At 54.1% G+C, this 20,953-nt stretch carries 17 protein-coding genes and 1 pseudogene; 7 read left to right on the forward strand and 11 right to left on the reverse strand.

Annotation, left to right across the window (positions count from 1 at the left end; all coding sequences use genetic code 11):
- Window positions 1–24: 24 nt before the first annotated feature.
- Together I8J30_RS19530 and I8J30_RS19535 are read left to right on the forward strand one after the other, a co-directional pair.
- Window positions 25–558, forward strand: coding sequence for a hypothetical protein (locus I8J30_RS19530; protein ID WP_210660936.1), 534 nt, complete (start codon window positions 25–27; stop codon window positions 556–558).
- Between the two features lie 5 nt (window positions 559–563).
- Window positions 564–1,145: a hypothetical protein gene (locus I8J30_RS19535; protein ID WP_210660938.1), complete on the forward strand. Its 582-nt coding sequence runs from the start codon at window positions 564–566 to the stop codon at window positions 1,143–1,145.
- Window positions 1,146–1,270: 125 nt separating this feature from the next.
- On the opposite strand, the gene I8J30_RS19540 is transcribed toward I8J30_RS19535, so the two are convergent.
- The 5 genes from I8J30_RS19540 to I8J30_RS19560 all read right to left on the reverse strand — a co-directional run bounded on the left by I8J30_RS19540 (window position 1,271) and on the right by I8J30_RS19560 (window position 4,728).
- Window positions 1,271–1,723 (reverse strand): MarR family winged helix-turn-helix transcriptional regulator, encoded by a 453-nt coding sequence (locus tag I8J30_RS19540; RefSeq protein WP_210660940.1) that lies wholly within the window; start codon window positions 1,721–1,723, stop codon window positions 1,271–1,273.
- A 115-nt stretch (window positions 1,724–1,838) separates the two neighbouring features.
- Window positions 1,839–3,422 carry an ankyrin repeat domain-containing protein gene (locus I8J30_RS19545; RefSeq protein ID WP_210660941.1) on the reverse strand — a complete coding sequence of 528 codons (1,584 nt, stop codon included), beginning with the start codon at window positions 3,420–3,422 and terminating at the stop codon, window positions 1,839–1,841.
- Between the two features lie 8 nt (window positions 3,423–3,430).
- Window positions 3,431–3,919, reverse strand: a complete 489-nt coding sequence (locus tag I8J30_RS19550; RefSeq protein ID WP_210660944.1) for a CcdC family protein — start codon at window positions 3,917–3,919, stop codon at window positions 3,431–3,433.
- A 105-nt stretch (window positions 3,920–4,024) separates the two neighbouring features.
- Window positions 4,025–4,516 (reverse strand): NanQ anomerase/TabA/YiaL family protein, encoded by a 492-nt coding sequence (locus I8J30_RS19555; RefSeq protein ID WP_210660946.1) that lies wholly within the window; start codon window positions 4,514–4,516, stop codon window positions 4,025–4,027.
- Window positions 4,517–4,521: 5 nt separating this feature from the next.
- Entirely contained in the window at window positions 4,522–4,728 is a 207-nt protein-coding gene (locus tag I8J30_RS19560) for a YwbE family protein (protein ID WP_210660948.1), read from the reverse strand.
- 178 nt (window positions 4,729–4,906) lie between these two features.
- Here I8J30_RS19560 and I8J30_RS19565 point away from each other — a divergent pair, with 178 nt between their 5' ends.
- Both I8J30_RS19565 and I8J30_RS19570 read left to right on the forward strand, forming a co-directional pair.
- Window positions 4,907–5,131, forward strand: coding sequence for a DUF1450 domain-containing protein (locus I8J30_RS19565; RefSeq protein WP_210660950.1), 225 nt, complete (start codon window positions 4,907–4,909; stop codon window positions 5,129–5,131).
- Window positions 5,132–5,245: 114 nt separating this feature from the next.
- Entirely contained in the window at window positions 5,246–5,752 is a 507-nt protein-coding gene (locus tag I8J30_RS19570; protein ID WP_276316165.1) for a ferritin, read from the forward strand.
- Between the two features lie 828 nt (window positions 5,753–6,580).
- On the opposite strand, the gene I8J30_RS19575 is transcribed toward I8J30_RS19570, so the two are convergent.
- Both I8J30_RS19575 and I8J30_RS19580 read right to left on the reverse strand, forming a co-directional pair.
- Window positions 6,581–7,312 carry a WecB/TagA/CpsF family glycosyltransferase gene (locus tag I8J30_RS19575; RefSeq protein WP_210660954.1) on the reverse strand — a complete coding sequence of 244 codons (732 nt, stop codon included), beginning with the start codon at window positions 7,310–7,312 and terminating at the stop codon, window positions 6,581–6,583.
- A 66-nt stretch (window positions 7,313–7,378) separates the two neighbouring features.
- A complete protein-coding gene (locus tag I8J30_RS19580) occupies window positions 7,379–7,900 on the reverse strand; it encodes a hypothetical protein (RefSeq protein WP_210660957.1) in 522 nt (173 codons plus the stop codon).
- A 155-nt stretch (window positions 7,901–8,055) separates the two neighbouring features.
- On the opposite strand from I8J30_RS19580, the gene I8J30_RS19585 reads away from it, so the two are divergent.
- Complete coding sequence (locus tag I8J30_RS19585) at window positions 8,056–8,565, forward strand: Gmad2 immunoglobulin-like domain-containing protein (protein WP_210660959.1); 510 nt, start codon at window positions 8,056–8,058, stop codon at window positions 8,563–8,565.
- Between the two features lie 63 nt (window positions 8,566–8,628).
- Here the strand turns inward: I8J30_RS19585 and I8J30_RS19590 are convergent, their stop codons facing one another.
- Complete coding sequence (locus I8J30_RS19590; RefSeq protein WP_210660961.1) at window positions 8,629–9,030, reverse strand: VOC family protein; 402 nt, start codon at window positions 9,028–9,030, stop codon at window positions 8,629–8,631.
- A gap of 1,181 nt (window positions 9,031–10,211) precedes the next feature.
- Here I8J30_RS19590 and I8J30_RS34255 point away from each other — a divergent pair.
- A pseudogene (locus I8J30_RS34255) lies at window positions 10,212–12,131 on the forward strand (S8 family serine peptidase); the annotation flags it as partial.
- A 2,100-nt stretch (window positions 12,132–14,231) separates the two neighbouring features.
- Window positions 14,232–16,925, forward strand: a complete 2,694-nt coding sequence (locus tag I8J30_RS34260) for an immunoglobulin-like domain-containing protein (RefSeq protein ID WP_420831239.1) — start codon at window positions 14,232–14,234, stop codon at window positions 16,923–16,925.
- A 45-nt stretch (window positions 16,926–16,970) separates the two neighbouring features.
- Here the strand turns inward: I8J30_RS34260 and I8J30_RS19600 are convergent, their stop codons facing one another.
- The 3 genes from I8J30_RS19600 to I8J30_RS19610 form a co-directional block, all read right to left on the reverse strand.
- On the reverse strand, window positions 16,971–17,489 hold the full coding sequence (locus tag I8J30_RS19600) for a GNAT family N-acetyltransferase (RefSeq protein ID WP_210660965.1): 519 nt from the start codon (window positions 17,487–17,489) through the stop codon (window positions 16,971–16,973).
- 87 nt (window positions 17,490–17,576) lie between these two features.
- The gene (locus I8J30_RS19605) at window positions 17,577–19,577 is read right to left on the reverse strand and encodes a DEAD/DEAH box helicase (RefSeq protein ID WP_210660967.1); all 2,001 of its coding nucleotides are present in this window, start codon (window positions 19,575–19,577) and stop codon (window positions 17,577–17,579) included.
- A 174-nt stretch (window positions 19,578–19,751) separates the two neighbouring features.
- A complete protein-coding gene (locus I8J30_RS19610; protein WP_276316160.1) occupies window positions 19,752–20,870 on the reverse strand; it encodes a nitric oxide synthase oxygenase in 1,119 nt (372 codons plus the stop codon).
- Between the last annotated feature and the right edge of the window lie 83 nt (window positions 20,871–20,953).

Below are 20,953 nucleotides of genomic sequence, written 5' to 3' on the forward strand. Positions count from 1 at the left end.
AACTCCGCCGACAAGAGGTGCTGCATGAACAATTACAATGTGTTTAATACCGAACATAACCCCATCTATATGCAGCAAAATAACCCCTACACCTCGCCGGGTGTAAACGAAGGTCCGGAGGCCGATGCCGCCAAGAGCGGATTTCTCTTTATTCTGAACACCGGCAGCACAAGCGCAGGCTCGGGCAGTTCCCTGTTGCTCCAGGCAACGAATCCGAACGGCAGCGGGAAGAAGCTGTACATTTCGCGGATCACAGGCGGCACAACGGCCGCGGCAACCTTAACGATTGCATCGGGGGGAACGATTACCGGCGGTACGACGCCTACCCCTTTTAACGCTTTATTCGGCAGCTCCACGACAAGCGTTGCGACCACGAAGCAAAACACAGGCTCGCTCGGCGGCTCCCCGACCACCTGCATGGTCATGCAGGTGACTTCCGGTCTGTTCGACGTAGATTTCACAGGCTCGCTTATCGTTCAGGCGAACCAAACCATCTCCGTCACGCTGGGTACAGGCACCTTGACGGGTGCGATAAATTTGACCTGGTGGGAGGTGTAGGCTCGATGCCTAATCATTTCGTGTTCGACCAATCGAACAGCAGGTTCTTCGGTCAATTGACCAATACGTACGTGTCGCCGGGGATCAACACGCCTCCCGACTATGGCGCGGCAGTGTCAGCGCGTGAATTTATGGCAACATTCAATAACTCTTCAACGCTCAGTATATTAGGGGGTTCGGTTACCGCAACCCTTCAAGTCTCCAATCCCAATGCCAGCGGCCGAACGCTTTATGTCTCTCGCATTACAGGCGGCGTCGGCGTTGGCCTGAGCTTACTTTCTTCCTTCAGCGGCTCCTTAACGATGGCGAGGGCAGCCACGATAAGCTCCCCCTCCACCCTGACTCCCTTCAATACGCAGTTCGGCAATGCCGCCACCAGCGTCATGACAGCCCGCTCTTCCACGAGTGCGGCTTCCGGGGGGACGGCCTTTCTGTCTTTGCCGCTCAACCCCGGCATGTTTTCTTTCGACTATGTTGGCGGACTAATCGTACCGGAGAATCAGAGCATTTCCATTACGGTCAGCAGCTCGCTCACCGTAGCGGGCACCCTTACCTCCTTCGCCAACATTTCTTGGTGGGAAGCATAACGCTCTTTGCCCGTTTCCCGGGAAATAATCGCCGCGGCCGCGATTCTATAGCCATAAAAAAAGAAGACCCTCTCAGCCTTCTGCTTGCCGCAGCGCTGAAAGGGTCTTCTTCTATCTTATTAGGCTTATAACTGACCGCAGGACTGCTCATGAACGGCTGCGGTCAGCTTGCGAAGCTGTTCCCGAAGCTGGTTAATTTCCTCTCCCGGCATGTTCGTCCGGCAAAACACGCGCTCCGGAATCGTTACCGCCTTCGTCTTCAGCTCGCGTCCTTGATCGGTCAATCGGACGATAACACTGCGCTCATCCTCGGGATCGCGCTCCCGGCGAATGAGCGTCATCCCTTCAAGCTTCTTCAGGAGCGGCGTGAGCGTGCCGGAATCCAGGTACAGCCGGGTTCCCAGCTCCTTCACGGGTACGCCGTCCTTCTCCCATAACGCAAGTAAGGTTACATACTGGGTGTACGTAATGCCCAGTTCATCCAAATACGGGCGATACAGCTTCGTTACTTCGCGGGCGCAGGCGTAGAGGGCGAAGCAGAGCTGATTGTCGAGCTCCAGCTGAGCACCTTTTTCCATTGCAGTCTTCCTCTCTGCGGCTTAGGCTAGCAAGCCAATCTATAGTGAATAACACAATTAAATTGCATGCAATTGATGTCGTTAGAATACCAGTTGCCGCAGGTACTGTCAACTGCTACACCGCGCCTCTCCGGTGGGACAGAAGCAAATCCGCGATCGCCTGATGCCCGCGACGTCTCGCCCAGGCAAGCGGCGACGCCCATTCCGGCACATCTGCCGGTTCTATTGCCGCTCCTTTGCGAAGCAGATACGCCGCCATCTCCGCCTGCCCGTACTTGGCCGCCCAACCCAGCGGAGTCGTATTATATTCCTCGTCGACAGCATCAAGATCTGCGCCATAGCGAAGCAGCAAATCGGCCAGTTCGGTGTCGCCTTTCTTCGCAGTCAGGTGCAGATAGCTGATACCGAGCCAATTCCGCACATTCGGATCGGCATCATGGCGAAGCAGCAGCTCGACCATCTCGTTATTGCAGGCGTACACCATGTGATTGCTGGCGTACCAAGGCCCGTTCAGCTCGACATGATGACGCAGCAGCAGCTTCACGATGTTGGCGTAGCCGCAGCTCACCGCCTGGGAGAGCGGTCCATAGTCGCCATCGTTGGCTGCCGCCGGATTGAGCGCGAGCATCTCGCCGACCAGATCGATGCGGCCCAATGCACAGGCGCCGGACATCGTCACGGTCCCGCCATGTTCATAGAGCAGCTCAAGCAGCTCCTGCGCGCCTTTCTGCATCGCGGCATATACGGCGTTGCCGGATGCTTCGATCTCTGCGCTCGGATTCGCTCCATGCGCAAGCAGCAGCTTCACGCATTCGGCATGATCCCCTCTGACCGCCGCATAGAGAGCCGCTCCGCCTGAGGCATCTCGCTCAGGCAGGTTCGGATCTGCGCCGCCGGTCAGCAGGCTGCGCACAACCTCTATATGACCATGCTTGGCCGCATAGTAGAGAGCCGATCTACCCGAAGTGTCTCTTGCATTAGCCAGCTGCGGATTCTGTGCCAGTTGTTCCTTCACTCGTATTGCATCGCCTACGGCAGACGCGATGAAAATATCAAAAGGGGTTCCTTTTCCAATGAGATACCCCAGCAAGAAACGTTGATCACGTATCGTATTCGTTGGCAGGTCGCGGTTGCCTCTATAGAAATAATCGCCTTCCATCGCCAAATGAACAGCTTGACTCCCGTCAGCTCTTTGCGCCTGAATATCCGCGCCTCGCGCCAGAAGCAGGTCGATCAGCTCCGTCTGCCGTGTCAAAACGGCCCAGTGAAGCGGCGTGTTGCCCCGTTCATCACCTGCGTGGATCGTTTCCGGGTGCTGCTCGAACCATGCCAACAGCTCATCGCGGTCGTAGGCGCGAATAAGCCCTGCCGTTACATCGCCGATCGGCTGCACCTGATAGGTATGCTGAAGATGCTCGCGAAGCAGCTCGGCGATAGCTACGTATCCGCGATCCTGCGCCATCTGCGGCAGGGAATCCTGCCAGCTTAGAACAGGCTTGTCCGCAGCATCAGCGCCATAGCGTAGCAATAGCGTTACGGTATCCAGGTGGCCTTCCCGGACCGCAACATGCAGGGGCGAGAAGTACCCCCAGCTCGATTTTGCCAAATCCGCATCTTGCCGAAGCAGCTCTTCCACCATCGGGGTCTCTCCTGCCGCGCACAGATCGAACATTCGTCTTAACGATTCAGGCATCGTCATCAGTCAGCTTACCTCCGTCGCATTAATTTAAGATACGATTGAAGCATGGCGATTCTCCAGACTACGATCATCCCGAAAGCGAGCACGAAGAACAGCGCCCCCGTCTGCGGGATACTGACAGCCTGCTCCACTACGTTATGAACGAGCAGGCGCACGATAAGAAGGCCGAGCAGAATGAAGATAAACATTTTGGACCGTTTCAATACGATCGTTTCCCCAACCCTCTCCAGTTTCGAGGTACGGATGAGCGGATAAGCGAACAATACCGCGCCGACGGCAAAAGCGGCAATGCCCCATAACCACGGCACATGCGTAACCGGCGCGACAAACATCAGAAAGCCGGTCGACATGCCGATCGGCGGAACAATGATTTTGCGCATCGTCGTCGGCCGATTGCTCGCGCGCAATCGCAGGAACATGACCGCAACGCCTGATAGCAGCGTGATCACAATGGACGCCACGTGAGGGAGAGAGAATGTTTGGGGGAGAAAGCTCATGTGGACGCAGCTCCTTTATTTCCGGCTGTTTCAAGAAGAGGCCGCATGGCCTATTTCGGGCAATAGCGTACGCATCTTCTTAGAAAGCGCTTGTTTTCTCTAATCCTACTCATTTTGCTGCTGTGTTGCAAATAGATCGCGATGTACCTTGACGACTGCTTTGCGGATCGGAATATCTTGTTCTACCGAGCAGTTGGGCCTGTGAATATCGGTCGGAAACAAGACAACAAAATCACCGGGCACCATATCGATCGCATTCTCGTTATGGACTTCATCATAGAAAGCAATATCCTGCGTCTCATAGCGGTCGTCTGTGATGACCTGCTCCTCCGAAACCTTGGCTACCCGCATCCGCTCACGGCCGCTCAGCAGCAGCTGAATATCCGTATGCAGCCTGTGCGTCTCCGGTTTGACTTCGCGCCAATCTCTCGTAACGGGCTCATTAATGAGCAGAAACATACCGGGCTCGCCAAACTCGTGCCGTCCGGCAGGAAGCTCATCCAGATCGGTCTGCTGCAGCCTTTCGATCGCGCGGCGCACCGGCGCAGGGAACGTATCCCGCTCTCGCTCCCAATTCGTTAAATCGCTGAATATCATAGGCGTTATGGCCCCTCTACGATTGATTTTACGCGGCCGACATCACCGGTTTGCAGTCGCACTTTAATCCCATGCGGATGGTTGGGCGAATTCGTCAAAATATCTTTAACGACGCCTCGGGTCGTTTTGCCCGTTGCTTGATCCTTCTTCAACACAATATCTACAGTTAGCCCCGGACGGATCGCCGCGCGTTGTTGTCCATTTGTACTCATGATTCGTTATGTACTCCTTCATCCAGTTGGTTTTATTGCTCCCATCATATGCCAGCGGTCGAGTGAAGTAAAGATTTTGGACAAGACCTTGCAAGAAACGATTGACAGTGAGAATGAGAATTACTATCATTGTTGTAGAGCACGACAACACCATCCAGAGAGGTCGGGAACAAGGCGGATGAAAAAGATCAAGTACTGCTGCCGGAACTTCAAGCACGGCTCCAAGTCTGTTTTTAAAACCTTAAAGCAAGAATTCCCCGACTTGAAGCAGAAGAAGAAGGACTGCCTTAGCAACTGCAAGCTATGTTCCAAGCAATGTATGGTGATGATCGGCAAATCGGAAGTCGTTGTAGCCCCGACAGCAGAAGTGTTGTATGCCAAGCTCAAACACCGGATAGGCTGATATGGCATAGTATGGTAATATAGGAGACGAAGTAGTCCATACTCCTTAGCGGAGTTTGGCGCTTAGTCTCTTTTTATTTTATAATATATTGTGGAAAGGGAGGTGCGGCCGATGATGAACGACCAACTCAGCCAAGCTTTGAACGATCAAATGAATTTCGAGTTTTACTCTGCGCACGTTTATTTGGCAATTGCCGCTTACTGTTCCGGAGAAAGCCTCGATGGATTTGCGAATTTCTTTATTGTTCAAGCCGAAGAAGAACGCTTCCACGCGATGAAGATGTACAAGTATCTGAACGATCGCGGAAAACGCGTCACCCTAATCGGCATGAGCACACCTAACAATGAATATAGTTCCATCCTCGATGCCTTCCAGCATGCCTACCAGCATGAGCAGGAAGTCACCAAGCGGATCTACCACTTGTCCGACCTTGCGATGAATGATCGCGAGCATGCGACGATCCAGTTCCTGAAATGGTTCATCGATGAGCAAGTAGAAGAAGAGTCGATGTTCGACAGCATCATCAACAAGCTGAAGCGTATCGACACCGACAGCAATGCCTTCTTCATGCTTGATAACGAGTTCGCGCAGCGGACATTCGTTCCGCCGACTACGGCTTAAGTGATGTGACAAAGAGTGGCTGAACAGGGACTTCCCCGCTCAGCCACTTTTTTTGTGCACGGTTGGGAACCGCCGCATGAGGCGACGATTCCCAGACACGGACACATGCTGCATTGCCCGACCAGCCGCGGAGCGTATCCGCTTAACGGCACCCACCTGCTACACGCTGACCGCCGATCAGTTTCTAACCTCTGACCTCCTGTTGTCCGCCGCAGCTGACCACCTCCACCCACATGCCGGCCGCCGATTAACCACCAACCACTTGTTGCCTGCTAAACGCTAACCATCCTCCAACTTCTGACCGCGCGATGCTGCAAATAAACCTCCGACTACTTGCTGCCTGCTGACTAACCTTCACCTCTGACCGCGCGATGCTCACCAATCAATTTCCAATCTCCTGCTGCCCGCTTACCGTTGTCTGCCGATCAACCGCCAGCTACTTACTGCCTGCTGCCCGCTGACCAACCTCCGATCATGCGACAATCGCTGCGGATCCCTACGCTCACGCACATCGGAATTTTTAACGAATCCTACAGGTCTTATTACCGCAAAATTGCTCGATTTGAAATTCTAACGAATCCTACAGGTCTTATTTAGCCAAGACATGCCCTTTGCCGTCCCATTTTCCCTAAATAAGGCTTCCACCATTCGTTAGATTCGAAAAGGGGTTATTTTCGAGCAAATAAGACCTGTACAATTCGTTAGCGCGAAACCACGGCAGCGGCAGTAGCATATTCCCGTGCTTTGCGAACGAGATAGCCGCTCTGCATAGAGAAAAGCCGCCTCAAAGGTCGCGATGCACACTTTTGAGACGGCTCTCTATTGGTTCTAACGACGGCGGTTCGTCAGTATCGTCACCGCAAACTTCGGCAGTACGAGCTGGCGGCGCCAGCGGGACGGCTGCTTGAGCAGTCGGTACAGCCACTCGACGTTCAGCTTCTGCCAGATCACCGGGGCGCGTTTCACCTTGCCCGCGATGACATCCAAGCTGCCGCCGACACCGAAGGCCACCTTCGCATGCAAGCGGCTCTTGTGCTTGAAGATCCAACGCTCGGCGTTAGGAGCGCCGAGTGCCACGATCAGCACATCCGGGCGCTTCTGTCCGATATCGGCAACAAGCGCTTCTTCCTGCCCGTCCTTGAAGAAGCCGTTATGTCGGCCGACAATGGTGACGCCGGGATATTTGCCCGCGATGATTTCAGCAGCTTTTGCATTCGTCTGCTCGTCCGCTCCAACGATATAAAGCGTGAAGTTATGCTGCTTAGCTTCCTCGAACAACCGGATCAGCAAATCATAGCCCGTTACACGCTCCGGGATATGCTCGCCCTGCCATTTCGCGGCTAGCACCACGCCGATACCGTCCGGCGTAATGATATCCGCTTCGTCCACGATCGTCTGCAGCTGCTTCTCCGACCGTGCTGCCATGACAATCTCCGGATTGGCCGTAATGAGATGAAATAACGGCTGATCCTTCGCCGCGATCTGCGCTTGTACGAGCGCCACCGTATCCGAAAGCGTCCGCTTCGAGAACGGGACGCCCAATATATTGACTGTATTCATCCTACACCTTCCTCTGTACGCTCATGCTGTCTATTATTGTAGCACAAAGCCGAAATCCGTTGAAACCTAGCGGAACAGGCCGGCTACCCATCTGATAAAATCGCCCACAATCGGCACAAGGCCAAATCCATGATCACCAATGGCGACGATTCCGTAGACTCGCTCGCCAATCGCAACCGCGCCAAGCACATGCTCACCGATGGCCACGGCTCCGAGCGCATTTTGACCGATCGCTACTGCCCCGACGGCAGACTGGCCGATCGCCACTGCCCCAATTGCCAATTCCCCAATGGCAACTGCCCCGGCAGACAATCCGCCCGACATAGCCACAGCGCCAAGCGCGAGCAGCCAGCCCACGGTCACGGCTCCCACGGAAATAATGCCGACCGAAACGGCCCCGCCCGCCACCAGCCCAATCGCCACGTCACCGAGCGCGATGATGCCGATCGCGACTTTAGGTTTGCCTTTGCCGACGCTTGTTCGAATACTGATGAAAGGGAGCTTTGCAGAGGGCCACTGGTAGTCGATTTCTTCTTGCCCATTGCCTATGTATCGGTTGAATCGAAGCAACCGCCGCCATTCGAACATGAAGGTTCACTCTCCTCGCTTATACGAATATTATCCGTGCTGCTTGTAAGGACTGATTCAAGCTGTTTCCTCAAGCGTATAATAAATTGAGAAGCGCAACAAGGATCAAGCATGAAAATATCCTTTCCATGCTCACAGAAAGTAGATGATTCCGTATGAACCTTAAATCGATCCTGCTCCTGACTCTCGCGGCACTATTGATGGCCGCGGGATGCGGAAAGCACGACGTCTATGTGTCGAGCTCGGCGGCCGGCGGCGAACCGCCTGCCAAGCAAGAAACCAATCGAAATATAGCCTCCAACAACTCGGAATCGAAATCACCTAAGGTCGTAGCCGGCAATGAAGCGTTCAAAGTCTATGAGCCGGCCGAAGGGACCGTTGTCGGTACGTCATTTGTCGTAAAAGGGCAGGCTCGCGTCTTCGAAGCGGCGTTCGGTTATTCGTTCGAGGATGGACACAACGTGCTTGCCGAAGGAAATGTCATGGCTGATCAAGGAGCGCCGGAATGGGGTGATTTCGAGTTTACCGTTACGCTCTCGAGAGCACCCACCAGTCCGACAGGCGTGCTGACGATCTACGAATCAAGCGCCAAGGACGGCTCGCACATTCATAAGCTCAGTCTGGCCTATACATTCGAGGATGGCTTAATGAAGCTTGATAACTAGTTATGCAAAAGAGAGCCGTTCAAGACCGCGCCAACGCGCCATGTCTTAAGCGGCTCTCTCTCTTTAATGGCCCGGCTGTGTGGCGATTTGCCAACGGACGCCATACTTGTCCTCGATTCGGCCGAACATACTCCCCCAGAACATCCGCTCAAACGGCATGATGACTGTGCCGCCGTTCCCCGACAGATTGTTGAAGGCATCCTCCGCTTCTTCCTCCGTCTCGAACTCCAACGTGAGGTCCATGCCATTGCCGCGCTGGATCGGTCCCGCATCCGCCATATAGAAGAGAAGCCCTGCCGCCTGCAGCACCAGATGCATAACCTTGTCATTGTCGCCCTCGGCAGCGCCCGGCATCATCTCACCGTATGTTTGCTGGCTTATAATTTCGCCGCCAAGTGCCTCCACATAGAAGCTCGCCTGGCCTTTCGCATCCTCGCAATAGAGGTACGGACGAAGCTTTGTCATCGGTTATCTCCTCCTCCTTTTATCGATAGTTACCTCTTTCATTGTTACCATAAATTGTAGCAAAACAAGCCTTCATTCGTAAATCCGGCTTCCGATTCGAAAAAATCGAATGATTACAAAAAAAAATTCTCCAATTACATACAAGCATTTTGCCGAATGTCATAAATTCCCCCTAATTGTGTTAGGAAATCAATGACTCCATTTCATTTCAGCGTTTCTCAAAATGCGCGGCATACCGCCCGGTCGCGGCTCTGTCCGAGTTGGCATCGTGTTGACTCCCCGCCTTAAAAGGATAGATACACCTCTTCTTTTTCCAGCCGAAATCCCCCCATACATTGACATTAGGCGTTCCGCTACAATTCAGGTAGTTAGTCGCACTAAGCGTAAAAGTTCAACTGGCTTAACACTACAATTAAAGGAGCACCTCGATGAAAAGATCAAAAAGGATGACGAAATCCGTCGTATCCGTCTCTTTGGCCTGTCTTGTCATGTCCAATATGCCATTGGCATATGCAGCCGCGGATCAACCGACATTTTCAACGAATCCGAACAGACCGGCAAGTGCACCAGAGCTTCCCAAAGGAATCATTGTCAAAAATCCGGATGTGAAAGCCTCCGGTCAGCCCAAGCTGACAGCTGAGCAGCTGCAAGGGTTGAAGGAAAAAGCGAAACAGAATCTGTCTGCTGCTATGGAAGAAGACCGAAAGAGAGACCTTGAATCGCTTGAGAAAGCTCCCGCTGAAGCTGAAGCTGCACATAACCCCGATGAACTCGTATCGGTAATCGTTCAACTGAAAGGCCAGACCGTGTCCCAGATTGCTGCACAAGGAGCAGTAGGTGTTAATCAACTCTCACTGACGGCGGGCAAGACAGCCATTCAGAACGAAATCGATACAACGCAAAGCAAAATCATGAGCACATTGGCCGGCGGTAAAGCGAAGAACGGCAATGGCTTGTCCTTTAAACACGAGTACCAGACCGTTTTCAAAGGCTTCAGCGTAGACAACGTCAAATACAGCAGCATCGAAGCCATCAAGAAGATGCCGAATGTCGCTGCCGTAACGCTGCAGCAGAAGTACTACCCTGCCGCCGTCAATAACCAAGAGCATGCGCTTACGGGCATCGAGAAACTTTGGAGCGGCGAGGCGCTCGGCAAGAGCTCCGGCTACAAAGGCGAAGGCATGCTAATTGCCATTCTGGATACCGGGATTGATTATACCCACGAAGCATTCCCGGCCCCTCAAAACATGAGCAAAGCAAGATTCCCTAAAGGTACGGGCAAATACTCGGACAAGGTTGTCGCAGGCTATAACTGGGCAGACCAAACGGATGATGTGATCCCGCACATGGAGGATACCATGCTGTCACCGAGCAGCCACGGCGTTCACGTCGCAGGTACTGCTGCCGGATCAAGTGCCGTCCTCAGCGGCGTAGCGCCCGAAGCGCAACTTGTGGCCGAGAAAGTTTTCTCCGACATTCAGCCCGGAGCCTTGACAGAAGACATTATAAAAGGGATTGATCATGCTTCTTCCGTTGGAGCGGATGTTATTAATATGAGTCTAGGCTCCGCTTCCTCCTTCGACACGCGGGATCCGAAAGATCCGATGGGCATCGCTATCCGCAACGCTACGGACGCAGGACATGTCGTGGTCGTTTCTGCCGGCAATGCCTCTAATGCTTATGCGGATCGAGGCGAGCTTGGCGCTTCGATTAAACTCGGCGAAAATCCGGATATGAATAAAGTCGGCAATCCCGGCGTTTATCCGGACTCCTTCACGGTTGCTGCCGCAAATAATATCGTCGAGAAACATACTTATGAATTCCAAAGTGACAGCGTCACGGGCTCCGTGTTCGGCGAAGGTATCGACGATTGGAATTTCACGACGGATAAAACCTATGAACTGGCTTCATTTATTCAAGATTATGATTGGCAAGGCAATGAAATCAACTTTGGCGCAGCGTCCGATTATGAAGGCATTGATGTTAAAGGAAAAGTGGTCTTAGTTAAACGCGGTGCAATCTCCTTCATCGAGAAAGTAAAGCATGCCGAGAAGGCCGGAGCAGCAGGCATCATCGTCTACAACTCCTCACCGGACAAGCCGGCACCCGCACCGCAAGGCTTCGGCATCATCCCGTTCTCCTTCATCAGTTATGAAGACGGGATGAAATTGAAGGAAGCCATTCTGGCAAATACAGAGGGTGGCGGCGGCGGTGGCGGGATCGACATCGGACCGCTCGATATCGGCATCGAAGTCCCGGGCGGTGGCGACGAGCCTGTTCAACTGCCATCCATTCCAATCTCGATCGTTTCGGAAGACATCGGGTCCGCTTTCACGGAATCCAATCCGGGTCAGCCTACAGACTTCACGTCATGGGGGACGACAAGCGACTTGCTCTTGAAGCCTGACGTCATGGCGCCGGGCCATGCAATCTTGTCTTCGGTCAGAACCTCTGACCCGAACAAGAACAATGCTTACGAAAGAGAAGACGGCACTTCCATGGCGGCACCCTATGTCACCGGGGCAGTAGCCGATGTCATGCAAGCTCTCAAAGAGCGAGGCGTGCCTACCGGTACGCGGGCTTTTGCGCAATTGGTCAAAAACCTGATCATGAACACTTCGGTTCCGACCAAACGCGATTATATCAACGAAGAGAATTCGGCAGCACGTCCCGATTACAACACCGAGTACCAGCCTAGAAGACAAGGCGCGGGCATGATTCGCCCTGATTTGGCTGTTCAAACGCCTGTCGTCGTATCGGGAGCTGACGGCAAAGGAAGCGTCAGCCTGAAGGAAATCGGCAGAAATGCTGCCTTCACGTTGACTGCTAAGAACATGACAAGTAAAGACGTTACGTATACAGTGGACGGCACGGTCATGACGGATTACCTGCATAATCCGATGCTGACCCACTCGGATAACATCCGCAGCCGTTACATGGAAGAAGCAGAGCTGACTTTTGATACCAATCAAATAACGGTTCCGGCGAACTCCACCAAGCAAGTCGTGGTGACATTGAATCTCGATGAGTCCACCATGGAGAACATTTTCGTTGAAGGCTATATTTATTTGAAGCCCATCGACAGTACGCTGCCTACGCTGAATGTACCGTATAACGGGTTCTTCGGCGATTGGGACGAGCCAAGCATTGTCGATGCGCCGATGTGGGAAGATGCCCATCATGTGTGGGCCCAGTCCGAACTGGGAACGCAAATGGGATTCCAATACGGCCCGTATTACCTCTTATACGACTTGCCGGATACAGAAGCGGAACTCGCCCTAGGCGACAAATATTATACATTCAATCCTCGCCTGGGCATGTTTCCTTTCCCGGTTCTGGCTCTTCTGCGGAATGCGCAGAGATTGGACGTCGAAATCGTGGACGAGGCCCATAATTTCGTTACGCATTATACGGATGAAGACTGGCTTGTAAAGAGAGATCCCTATACAGGGGGCCCTCCGTACATGCAGCTTGACGAGTTGGCCTGGAATGGAAGAAACTTAGGCGTCGATTTGCCTGACGGGCAGTACTATTTTGCCATTACGGCAAGAGCGGATATTCCAAACGCAAAACCTCAGCCGACCATTTACATGCCGATGTATAAAGATACGCAGGCTCCAACGATCAACGTAATCAAAAACCCGGAGTATGACGAGTCTACCCATCCCGAGGTGGCCGAAAATGGAAGCTACACCATCCGCTGGACGGTGGACGACGAAGTTTCCGGCGACACATCCGCGAGCGTATACCTCGCACTCAATGGTTCCGAGCCGTGGGATGATTACAAATCGATGGTGGTTCATAATTCCGACGGCACTTATCAGATGGAAGTACCGGGGTTGATTAACGGTCTCAATGTCGTCACGCTCGCGCCGATCGATAGGGCTGGCAATGAAGGCGATTATGTGAATATCGTAATCGATAACTCGAGCAGCACGGGCGTTTCTATCGATGAATCGACAACAACCATTAATGATTCCATTCCAAGCTATTACTGGAATGCGAACGTCAAGCCGGGCGACCGGTTCACCCTGAGCTTCGAAGCAACCGGACCTAGCCTTGCGGCTGTAGAGCAGGTTCTCTACAAGTTCGAAGAAAATGGCAGCCTCACCAAGGTCGGGGAGACCATCCATCATTCCGCAACATGGGAGACTACGGTCAAGGACATTTCTAAGTATGCCATCACCGGAAATGTATCCATTCCCGCCGATTTGGAGGATGGCCATTATGTCACCTTCTTTGCATGCTTGGAAGATGGTCGCGAGTGGGAAGCCGCTGAAACGGTAGACGGTATTTATGGTCTAAACGGCCCTTCCTATACCGGGATTCATACCTTCGTGGATACAGAGGCACCGACCGTTAAACTGAATACCGCGGTAACTGCGGATTTGACTCAAACTAGCGCATACATGGATACGGACAAGCCGGATACCATCTCGCTTATGTTGGATGCAGTTGCGCAAGACACCATCACAAACTCCAGAGGCTACAAGCTAGAAGCAGCGGTAGACGGCAACCCGGCGCAATCCATGGGAAGCATACTACGGGCTTCAACTGCCGAGGAAAGCTTCCGTTACCCGGTCGTGTTGACCGCCGGCGATCATTCCATCGTCGTTACGGCTACCGATTGGCTCGGCAACGCGAGAAGCATCACGATTAACGTCACGGTTGATCTTGCGAGTAACGTCGTACAGGTGACCGATGACGGCGCAGGCGCGGCAGCAACGATTCCGATTCAAGCTGTCCGGTATGCGAAAGACAATACACCGAGGATTATGGTTGATGGCATGAACGTTGATGGCAGTTATCATTTAGATATGTTCGATCCTCTTGTATCCGGGTACGTCGTACCTGCTTATGCAAATAACGGATCATCCGATCAGTTCGATCGCAACTTAATGCCAATCGTACTTCTTGGCAATGAACAGGCTCTTCCGGCGACGCGCGCATTATACCCGCCGCCAAACTACATTCCGTACAATAGCAGACTCTACTATAATGCGGAAGAGTACTATGAATTCCCTGCCGGCAGTTATTCCTTCTACTACCAGAACACCGGATATACGGACCCGGGCAGCATCCCTCAAGGGGATAGCGAGCTTCCGTTCACGATGATCGACTATATGGGCAATAAGACGACGATTAAGATTCCGGTACACAAGAACTCGCAGAAGCCGAGAGTCGAATTCGACGATGTCGTGATGGACTCTACCGGCACCGCTTCCTTCTATACCACGGAATCCAGCATTACCATTACGGGTACGGTGCATGCGGCAAACCCGCTCGGCTATGACTTTGCGGCGGTTTTGCAAGATTACAGAAGAACCTTCATCGGCTTGCCAAGTTTCAAAAGTTTGTTCGACGACAGCGAAGACAACTGGCTTTCAAACAAGTTTGATGCGGAGTTTAACTTGCCTGCCGGTTTCGTCAAACCAGCCGGCGAGCATCGTTTCAGCATCACGCTGGACGATCTTCATCACGGCGCCAACTTCTTAGGCATTGATAGCGGCTTGGCGCTGGATGGCAAAGTATTTACCGCTTTATATACTTCCGTCCTAAACCTTGTCGTTTATAGACTCGGCGGCGAGGAAAGTGCAGACCACTTCCAAGCGGCGCAAGCGGTAAACAACCTCACTTGGGATGTGCTCAAAGGAGCAAATGCAGACGAGGCGCATGTGAGCACTAACCTCACATTGCCTGACTCCGACCCTGCCAACCATGCGAAGATTACGTGGAGCAGCGATGACCCGAACGTCATCTCCGCCGATGGTCAAGTCACGCGGCCGGCAGCCGGCCAAGCCGTGAAGCTTACGGCTGCGGCTACGATGGGCACGGCAACCGCTGAGAGAGTCTTTAATTTGACCGTTCTTGCGGCAGCGGCTACGGATGGCCAAGCGACGGATGAAGATGCCGCTAACGTAACATGGGACGTCATTCGGGGCGACAACGAGTCCGAAGCCGATGTTTCGTCGGCACTGAGCCTGCCAACGCATGGCTCGAACGGAACTACGATTACGTGGACCTCGAATAAACCAAAGTTTATTACGAATCAGGGACGCGTATACATTCCGCTATTTGATGAAGGCGATGCGAACGTCGAGCTTGTAGCGACTGTAACCAAAGGCGGCAGCTCATTCAATAAGACGTTTAATCTCACCGTTCTATGCGATACGAAGAACAAAGAAAGAACGCTTCTGCTTCGTGCAGCCAAATCGCTGAAGGTTTCCGATCTGCTTGGCGAAAACACTTCAGAGCTGTACGTAACCGGCAATCTGAACTTCCCGACTGCCCTCGGCAGCGACGGTATTCAAATTTCGTGGGAATCCGAGCACGAGGACATCATCGCTCCGGATGGAACCGTAACAAGAGGGGCCGATCTTAATGCTTATATTCCGGTAGTCGCTCATCTCACTCTCGGCAACTACTATATCGATGTCAACTTTGGTTTCTATGTCAGAAGCCTGGATCAGGAAGTGGCACTCGTATGGAATATGATTAAAGGCGGCAATGACAGCCAGCATGCAGTTACAGCAAACCTGCAGTTACCGTCCGTTGCGCCGGACGGCTCCGCGATTACTTGGACGTCCAGTAACGAGGCGGCCGTTGAGAGCAATGGTACCGTTCACCGCTCCAACCAGGACGTGGAGGTTACACTCTCGGCAACAACGGCGAAATACGGCGTGTTAGTTCACACAACCGCATTCCATCTTGTCGTGCTTGCAGCCCAGCCATCCGGCGGCGGCGGCGGTTATATCGGCGGAGGAACGGACAATGTCGGAGAAGAACATACGGTCGTTATTGATTCAGACAAGCTTAATAAGCCTGTTAATGGCGTTGTAACCGTTGAAGTTCCTGCTACTACAAGCGAATTGAAGCTGCCTGCGAACGCGGCCGACCTTCTGGCCGGTAACAAGCTTGAAGTGACTACCGGCAACGTCACGCTGGAAATCCCTTCTGCGCTGCTTGAAGCATTGACTGGCCAACGATCTGCGGAAGAATTGAAAAACGGTCAGATTTCATTGAAACTGAGTGTCTTGTCTGACAAGGAGACAGCAGCGCTAGAGAAAGCAAGCAGCGCAGCGGCGCAAGCGGATGTGAAGGCAGTCGGCGGCGTTTACGAGTTCGAACTGTCCGTAACGGATGCAACCGGCAAGAAGCTCGCTTCGTTATCGACATTCAATCAACCGATCACGATTCGCTTGAAAGTCGATGCATCGGCGAATCCGGATACCATGGGTATCTTCTATATCTCCGGCGACGGTAAGCTTGAATACATCGGCGGAACGCAGGAGAACGGCGAGCTGCTTGCGGACATTTCGCACTTCAGTAAATACGCGGTTCTGGAAGTTACGAAGGCGTTTACTGATGTTTCGAGCACCCACTGGGCAGCTAAAGTCATTCAATCCTTGGCAGCCAAACAAATCGTCAGCGGTACAAGCCCGACGATGTTTACGCCGAACCGCCATGTGACGCGCGCCGAATTCACGGCCATGCTCGTGAAGGCGCTGAGATTGACTGCGGCCGGGGACATGACCTTCAAGGACGTGGCTGCTGATGCATGGTATGCGCAAGCGGTATCCATCGCGGTTAAAGCCGGCATCGTTAGCGGCAAGAGCAGCACGGCATTCGCGCCAAACGCGCAAATTACGCGCGAAGAAATGGCGACCATGCTGATGCGCGCATACGCAGTCATGAAGGGAAGCGAGACAACGACAGGTGCCGAAGCTTCGTTCACCGATGCGTTCGCGGTATCTGCTTGGGCTGCCAAATATGTCGATGCGGCAGCAGCGCTGAAGCTGATTAACGGTCGCGGAGAAGGCAAGTTCGACCCGAAAGGCATTACGACCCGCGCAGAAGCTGCGCAAGTGATGTACAACCTCATTACGATTCGCTAATTATTAAAGGGATGCCACTTTGAATGTGGCATCCCTTTTTTTACGTTATACACGATGAATCCAGAAACGCTTGACGACATTGCCGTGTGCTTCCGTGAAGCTCGATTCGAATTGACCGCCATTTCGCAGAATAGTGCGTTCGGAGCCGATATTGTCATGATCACAAATGACGAGGACTTCGCGTATGCCAAGCTCATCCGTTTCCCGGAGCGACAAGGCCAGAAGCTGCGCTGCATAGCCTTTGCGCCGCTCGGACGGAATAATGCCATACCCGATATGTCCGCCGCTCTCAAGCAGCTTCTGATTGAGTCGATGACGAATATTAGCCGCTCCGACGACTTGCCCGGCATCGTCGAGCAGCCAGTAGGTGGAATGAGGTACCCAGCCTTCAGGGGTGTTCTCCTCCTTGTGGGCTTCGTTCAATTGCTTGACGTATGCCGCAAAATCGCTCGGATCCATGCCCACCACCCACGGGACAATATCCTCCCCGCACACGATCCATTCCCGGTAGAACGCCATGTAGGCCTCTTGCAATGCCATTGACGGCTTCACCAACTGCACCATTTTCCTTCACTCCTTATAGAAAAAGAAGCAAGGCAGCGACAAAATATCGTCTTATGCCTTGCTTCATTCGTTGATTATGAGTTGATCTTAACGTGACCCTTTGCGCTGCGGGCGACCGCCCGAGCCTTGCTTCCCGCCGCCGCTGCTGCGACCGCCTTTAAAGCCGCCTGCGGATGGTCTGCCGCCCGAGGACGGTCTGCCGCTCGAGGAAGACCGAGCGCGATTCTTATCGCCGCCCCCGTTCGGGAATTGCGGCGCGCCTGCACCGCGGCTGCCGAATTCGCCGCCACGGCCGGTTCCGCCGCGCTGCGGGGAATCCCCGCGGCCGCCGCCGCCAAACTCCGCACGCGGTGCCGATGCACCGCGAGATTCGCCGCGCGATGCGGAACCGCCGCGGCTGCCGCCGAACTCACCGCGAGACGCCGATGCTCCGCGGCCGCCGCCGCCGAACTCGCTGCGCCCGGCCGACGCTCCGCGTCCGCGCGACGAGTCGCCGCCGCGTCCACGTGGCGCGTCGCCGCCGCGACCGCCGGTGCGCTCAGCCGCGCCGAATTCGCCGCGGCCGCCTTCTTCGCGGGCCGGCGTGCTGTAGCGCCCGCGGCCTGCCGGCGCTGCGCCATCGCGCGAGCCTGCTCCGCCGCGTCCGCGCGGTGCTTCCGCTCTTGCCGCGCCCCACTGCGGCGCCTCTTCAGCGCCGCCGCGCACGCCTGCTCCGCGCGATTCTCCGCGCTTCGCAGCTCCACCGTATGCGCCGCCGCCTGAGCCCGCTTTGCGGCTGTCGATGTTGCCGCCGAAGCCGGATCTGCTCTTGCGGCCTTGCTGGCCGGAACGGCCGCCTTTCGGCTCCCACTTGCCGGAAGCCGACTGGCCGGACGTTCCGCCTCTGCGGCTTGAGCCGCGCGATTTGCGTTCGCCGCCTTGGCGGTCCGGCGTATCGTCCATCACCGAAGTGCGAACCGGCGCGCCGCCGCGGTTCTTCTCGCGCGGAATCGCCTGATTGATGCCTTTCTCGATGGCAGCAAGCTCCAGACGATCATGCGGAGATACCAGCGTAATCGCAAGACCATCTTCGCCTGCACGGCCTGTGCGGCCGATCCGGTGAATGTAGCTCTCTGCATTTTCCGGGATATCGAAGTTGAATACGTGCGTAATCCCTTCGACATCGAGACCGCGTGCCGCAACGTCCGTTGCAACCAGCAAATGAATTTTCGCATCGCGGAACCGTTTCATAACCTGCTCGCGTTTGGATTGCGTGAGATCGCCGTGCAGCTCGTCGCTGTTAAAGCCATTCTCTTGCAAGAACTCATTAAGCGCGCTTGCCCGCTTCTTCGTGCGGCAGAAAATAACGCCCAAATACGGGTTATACTCGCCCAGAAGCCGCTTAAGCTGCTCCATCTTGTCTTTCGCGCCGACTTCAACCGTCAGCTGGCGGATCGCCTTCACCGTCACTTGCGGCGCGCGCACCGTGATGTCCTTCGGTTCGATCATGAAGCGCTGCGCCAGCGAGCGTACGCCGCCCGGCATGGTAGCCGAGAACAGCATCGTTTGCTTGCGGTAAGGCATTTGGCTCAAAATTTCCTCAACTTCTGTCAGGAAACCCATGTGCAGCATTTGATCGGCCTCGTCGAGCACGAGCATTTTGACCGCATTCAGCTTCACGGTGCCTCTGCGAATATGATCAAGCAGCCTGCCCGGTGTAGCTACGACAATGTGAACCGCACGCTGAAGCTTCCGCAGCTGCGATTCCACATCTTGTCCGCCATAAACAGCCAGCACGCTGAACTCGTCCTTCGTTGCAAGCCGTTTCTTTAGTTCTGTCGTAATTTGCAGCGCAAGCTCGCGCGTCGGCGTAAGGATGAGACCCTGCAAATCTTCGCGTTCCGGTCTGATTTTCTCCAGCATCGGAAGCAGGAACGCGAGCGTTTTGCCCGTACCTGTCTGTGCCTGACAGATTACGTCGCTGCCCTGCATAATAACGGGTATTGCGCCCTCTTGAATCGGTGTCGCTTCATGAATTCCTTCATTGCGCAGCGACTGCGACCGTTCCTTGGCAATACCTAATTGTTCAAAACCTGCCAATACATCCACCTCTTTTAGTTATAAAAACCTTCCCGTTCGAAAACCGGCATTTCTATCGTACCACATTACGGACATGCTCATGTACCGATTCTTCCCATTCCCAGTAAAAATGTCGCTTCCCGGCCATTTTTCTCCACTGTTTATCCCTATTTTGTCCGTATCGCATGCCGGCCAACCTATCGATTACGAGTCATAAGGCGCTTTCTGAGCAAAATAGTTCGGTTTCAGCTCGACATCCTCATAGCGATTATGAAAAATGGCCGTCGTCGCCGGAGACAGCGGCGGAATTAACCAAGACCACCGACCGGTCGGCGTTCGTCCGTTGCGCCGTTCCTTCTCCGCAAACAAGGAGAACTGCTTGCTCGCGGTATGGTGATCGACGATCGTCACTCCTTGCGCTTTATAGGAATGCAGCACCGCTATGTTCAGCTCAACGAGCGCCCGGTCGCGCCATAGCGTTATCTCTCTGCTTGTATCCAAGCCCATCAAAGCTCCGACTGCCGGCAGCATGTTATAGCGGAACGGATCTGCGAGATTGCGCGCGCCGATTTCGGTGCCCATATACCAGCCATTGAACGGAGCGGCCGTATAATGGAGACCGCCGATTTCAAGACGCATGTTCGAGACGAAGGGAACGGCGTACCATTTGAGCTGCAACTCTTCGAAAGCGGGATAGTCCGGGTGCACGATTGGTACCTCGAGAACCATATCAGTTGGCATGTCGAACCACTCCGGCAGCTGCGAGCCGATTTGGATCACGAGCGGCAGCACGTCGAACGCGGTTCCTGCCCCGCGCCAGCCCATCTCCATGCACGCTTGCGTGAATTGGAGCGAAATCGGATCGCCGAGGACGGATCCGTCTTCCTGCTGATAACCCGCGTAACGGATCAACTGATCGTTCCAGATGCGGATACGAGGCGAGTCGGCGTCCGTGCAGGGGGCGAAGACGGTAATAGAAGGTAATATTTTGCCTCCGCCCGTGGCATATTCAATATGGCGAAAAACCGCTTTGGCGATATCCGCCGCGGAGGTCGCTTCTCGCGCATCCTGCACGGTTAACGAATCCCAGAACAGTCGGCCGATGCACCGATTGCTGTTGCGCCATGCCAGCTTAGCCCCGTAGGCAAGCTCCTCCAAAGTATGCGTATACGTTCCGGTGGCATCGATCTCCGCTGTGATCTCCGCTATTCGTGCCGCTGTCTCCTTTTCTTCTATAGCCAGCTCGCTGCCGAATTGTCGGATATAGGCTTCAGCCTCCTGAAGCAGTCCTCTATTGCTCATGACGGTTTGTTGACTCTGCATAACTTCTCCCTGCCTGCCGATGGTTAGTTCTCTCTAGTATAACGGATTTGCGCGACTAATTCCCGTTTCCCGGCTTGCGGGAG

This window comes from Paenibacillus lignilyticus, from assembly GCF_017942085.1.
GTDB classification, from domain to species: Bacteria; Bacillota; Bacilli; order Paenibacillales; family Paenibacillaceae; genus Paenibacillus_Z; species Paenibacillus_Z lignilyticus.

Coding starts and splice junctions, on each gene's coding strand:
- I8J30_RS19530 (WP_210660936.1), top strand. CDS start 25: ATGAACAATTACAATGTGTTTAATACCGAACATAACCCCATCTATATG.
- I8J30_RS19535 (WP_210660938.1), top strand. CDS start 564: ATGCCTAATCATTTCGTGTTCGACCAATCGAACAGCAGGTTCTTCGGT.
- I8J30_RS19540 (WP_210660940.1), bottom strand. CDS start 1,723: ATGGAAAAAGGTGCTCAGCTGGAGCTCGACAATCAGCTCTGCTTCGCC.
- I8J30_RS19545 (WP_210660941.1), bottom strand. CDS start 3,422: ATGACGATGCCTGAATCGTTAAGACGAATGTTCGATCTGTGCGCGGCA.
- I8J30_RS19550 (WP_210660944.1), bottom strand. CDS start 3,919: ATGAGCTTTCTCCCCCAAACATTCTCTCTCCCTCACGTGGCGTCCATT.
- I8J30_RS19555 (WP_210660946.1), bottom strand. CDS start 4,516: ATGATATTCAGCGATTTAACGAATTGGGAGCGAGAGCGGGATACGTTC.
- I8J30_RS19560 (WP_210660948.1), bottom strand. CDS start 4,728: ATGAGTACAAATGGACAACAACGCGCGGCGATCCGTCCGGGGCTAACT.
- I8J30_RS19565 (WP_210660950.1), top strand. CDS start 4,907: ATGAAAAAGATCAAGTACTGCTGCCGGAACTTCAAGCACGGCTCCAAG.
- I8J30_RS19570 (WP_276316165.1), top strand. CDS start 5,246: ATGAACGACCAACTCAGCCAAGCTTTGAACGATCAAATGAATTTCGAG.
- I8J30_RS19575 (WP_210660954.1), bottom strand. CDS start 7,312: ATGAATACAGTCAATATATTGGGCGTCCCGTTCTCGAAGCGGACGCTT.
- I8J30_RS19580 (WP_210660957.1), bottom strand. CDS start 7,900: ATGTTCGAATGGCGGCGGTTGCTTCGATTCAACCGATACATAGGCAAT.
- I8J30_RS19585 (WP_210660959.1), top strand. CDS start 8,056: ATGAACCTTAAATCGATCCTGCTCCTGACTCTCGCGGCACTATTGATG.
- I8J30_RS19590 (WP_210660961.1), bottom strand. CDS start 9,030: ATGACAAAGCTTCGTCCGTACCTCTATTGCGAGGATGCGAAAGGCCAG.
- I8J30_RS34260 (WP_420831239.1), top strand. CDS start 14,232: ATGGACTCTACCGGCACCGCTTCCTTCTATACCACGGAATCCAGCATT.
- I8J30_RS19600 (WP_210660965.1), bottom strand. CDS start 17,489: ATGGTGCAGTTGGTGAAGCCGTCAATGGCATTGCAAGAGGCCTACATG.
- I8J30_RS19610 (WP_276316160.1), bottom strand. CDS start 20,870: ATGCAGAGTCAACAAACCGTCATGAGCAATAGAGGACTGCTTCAGGAG.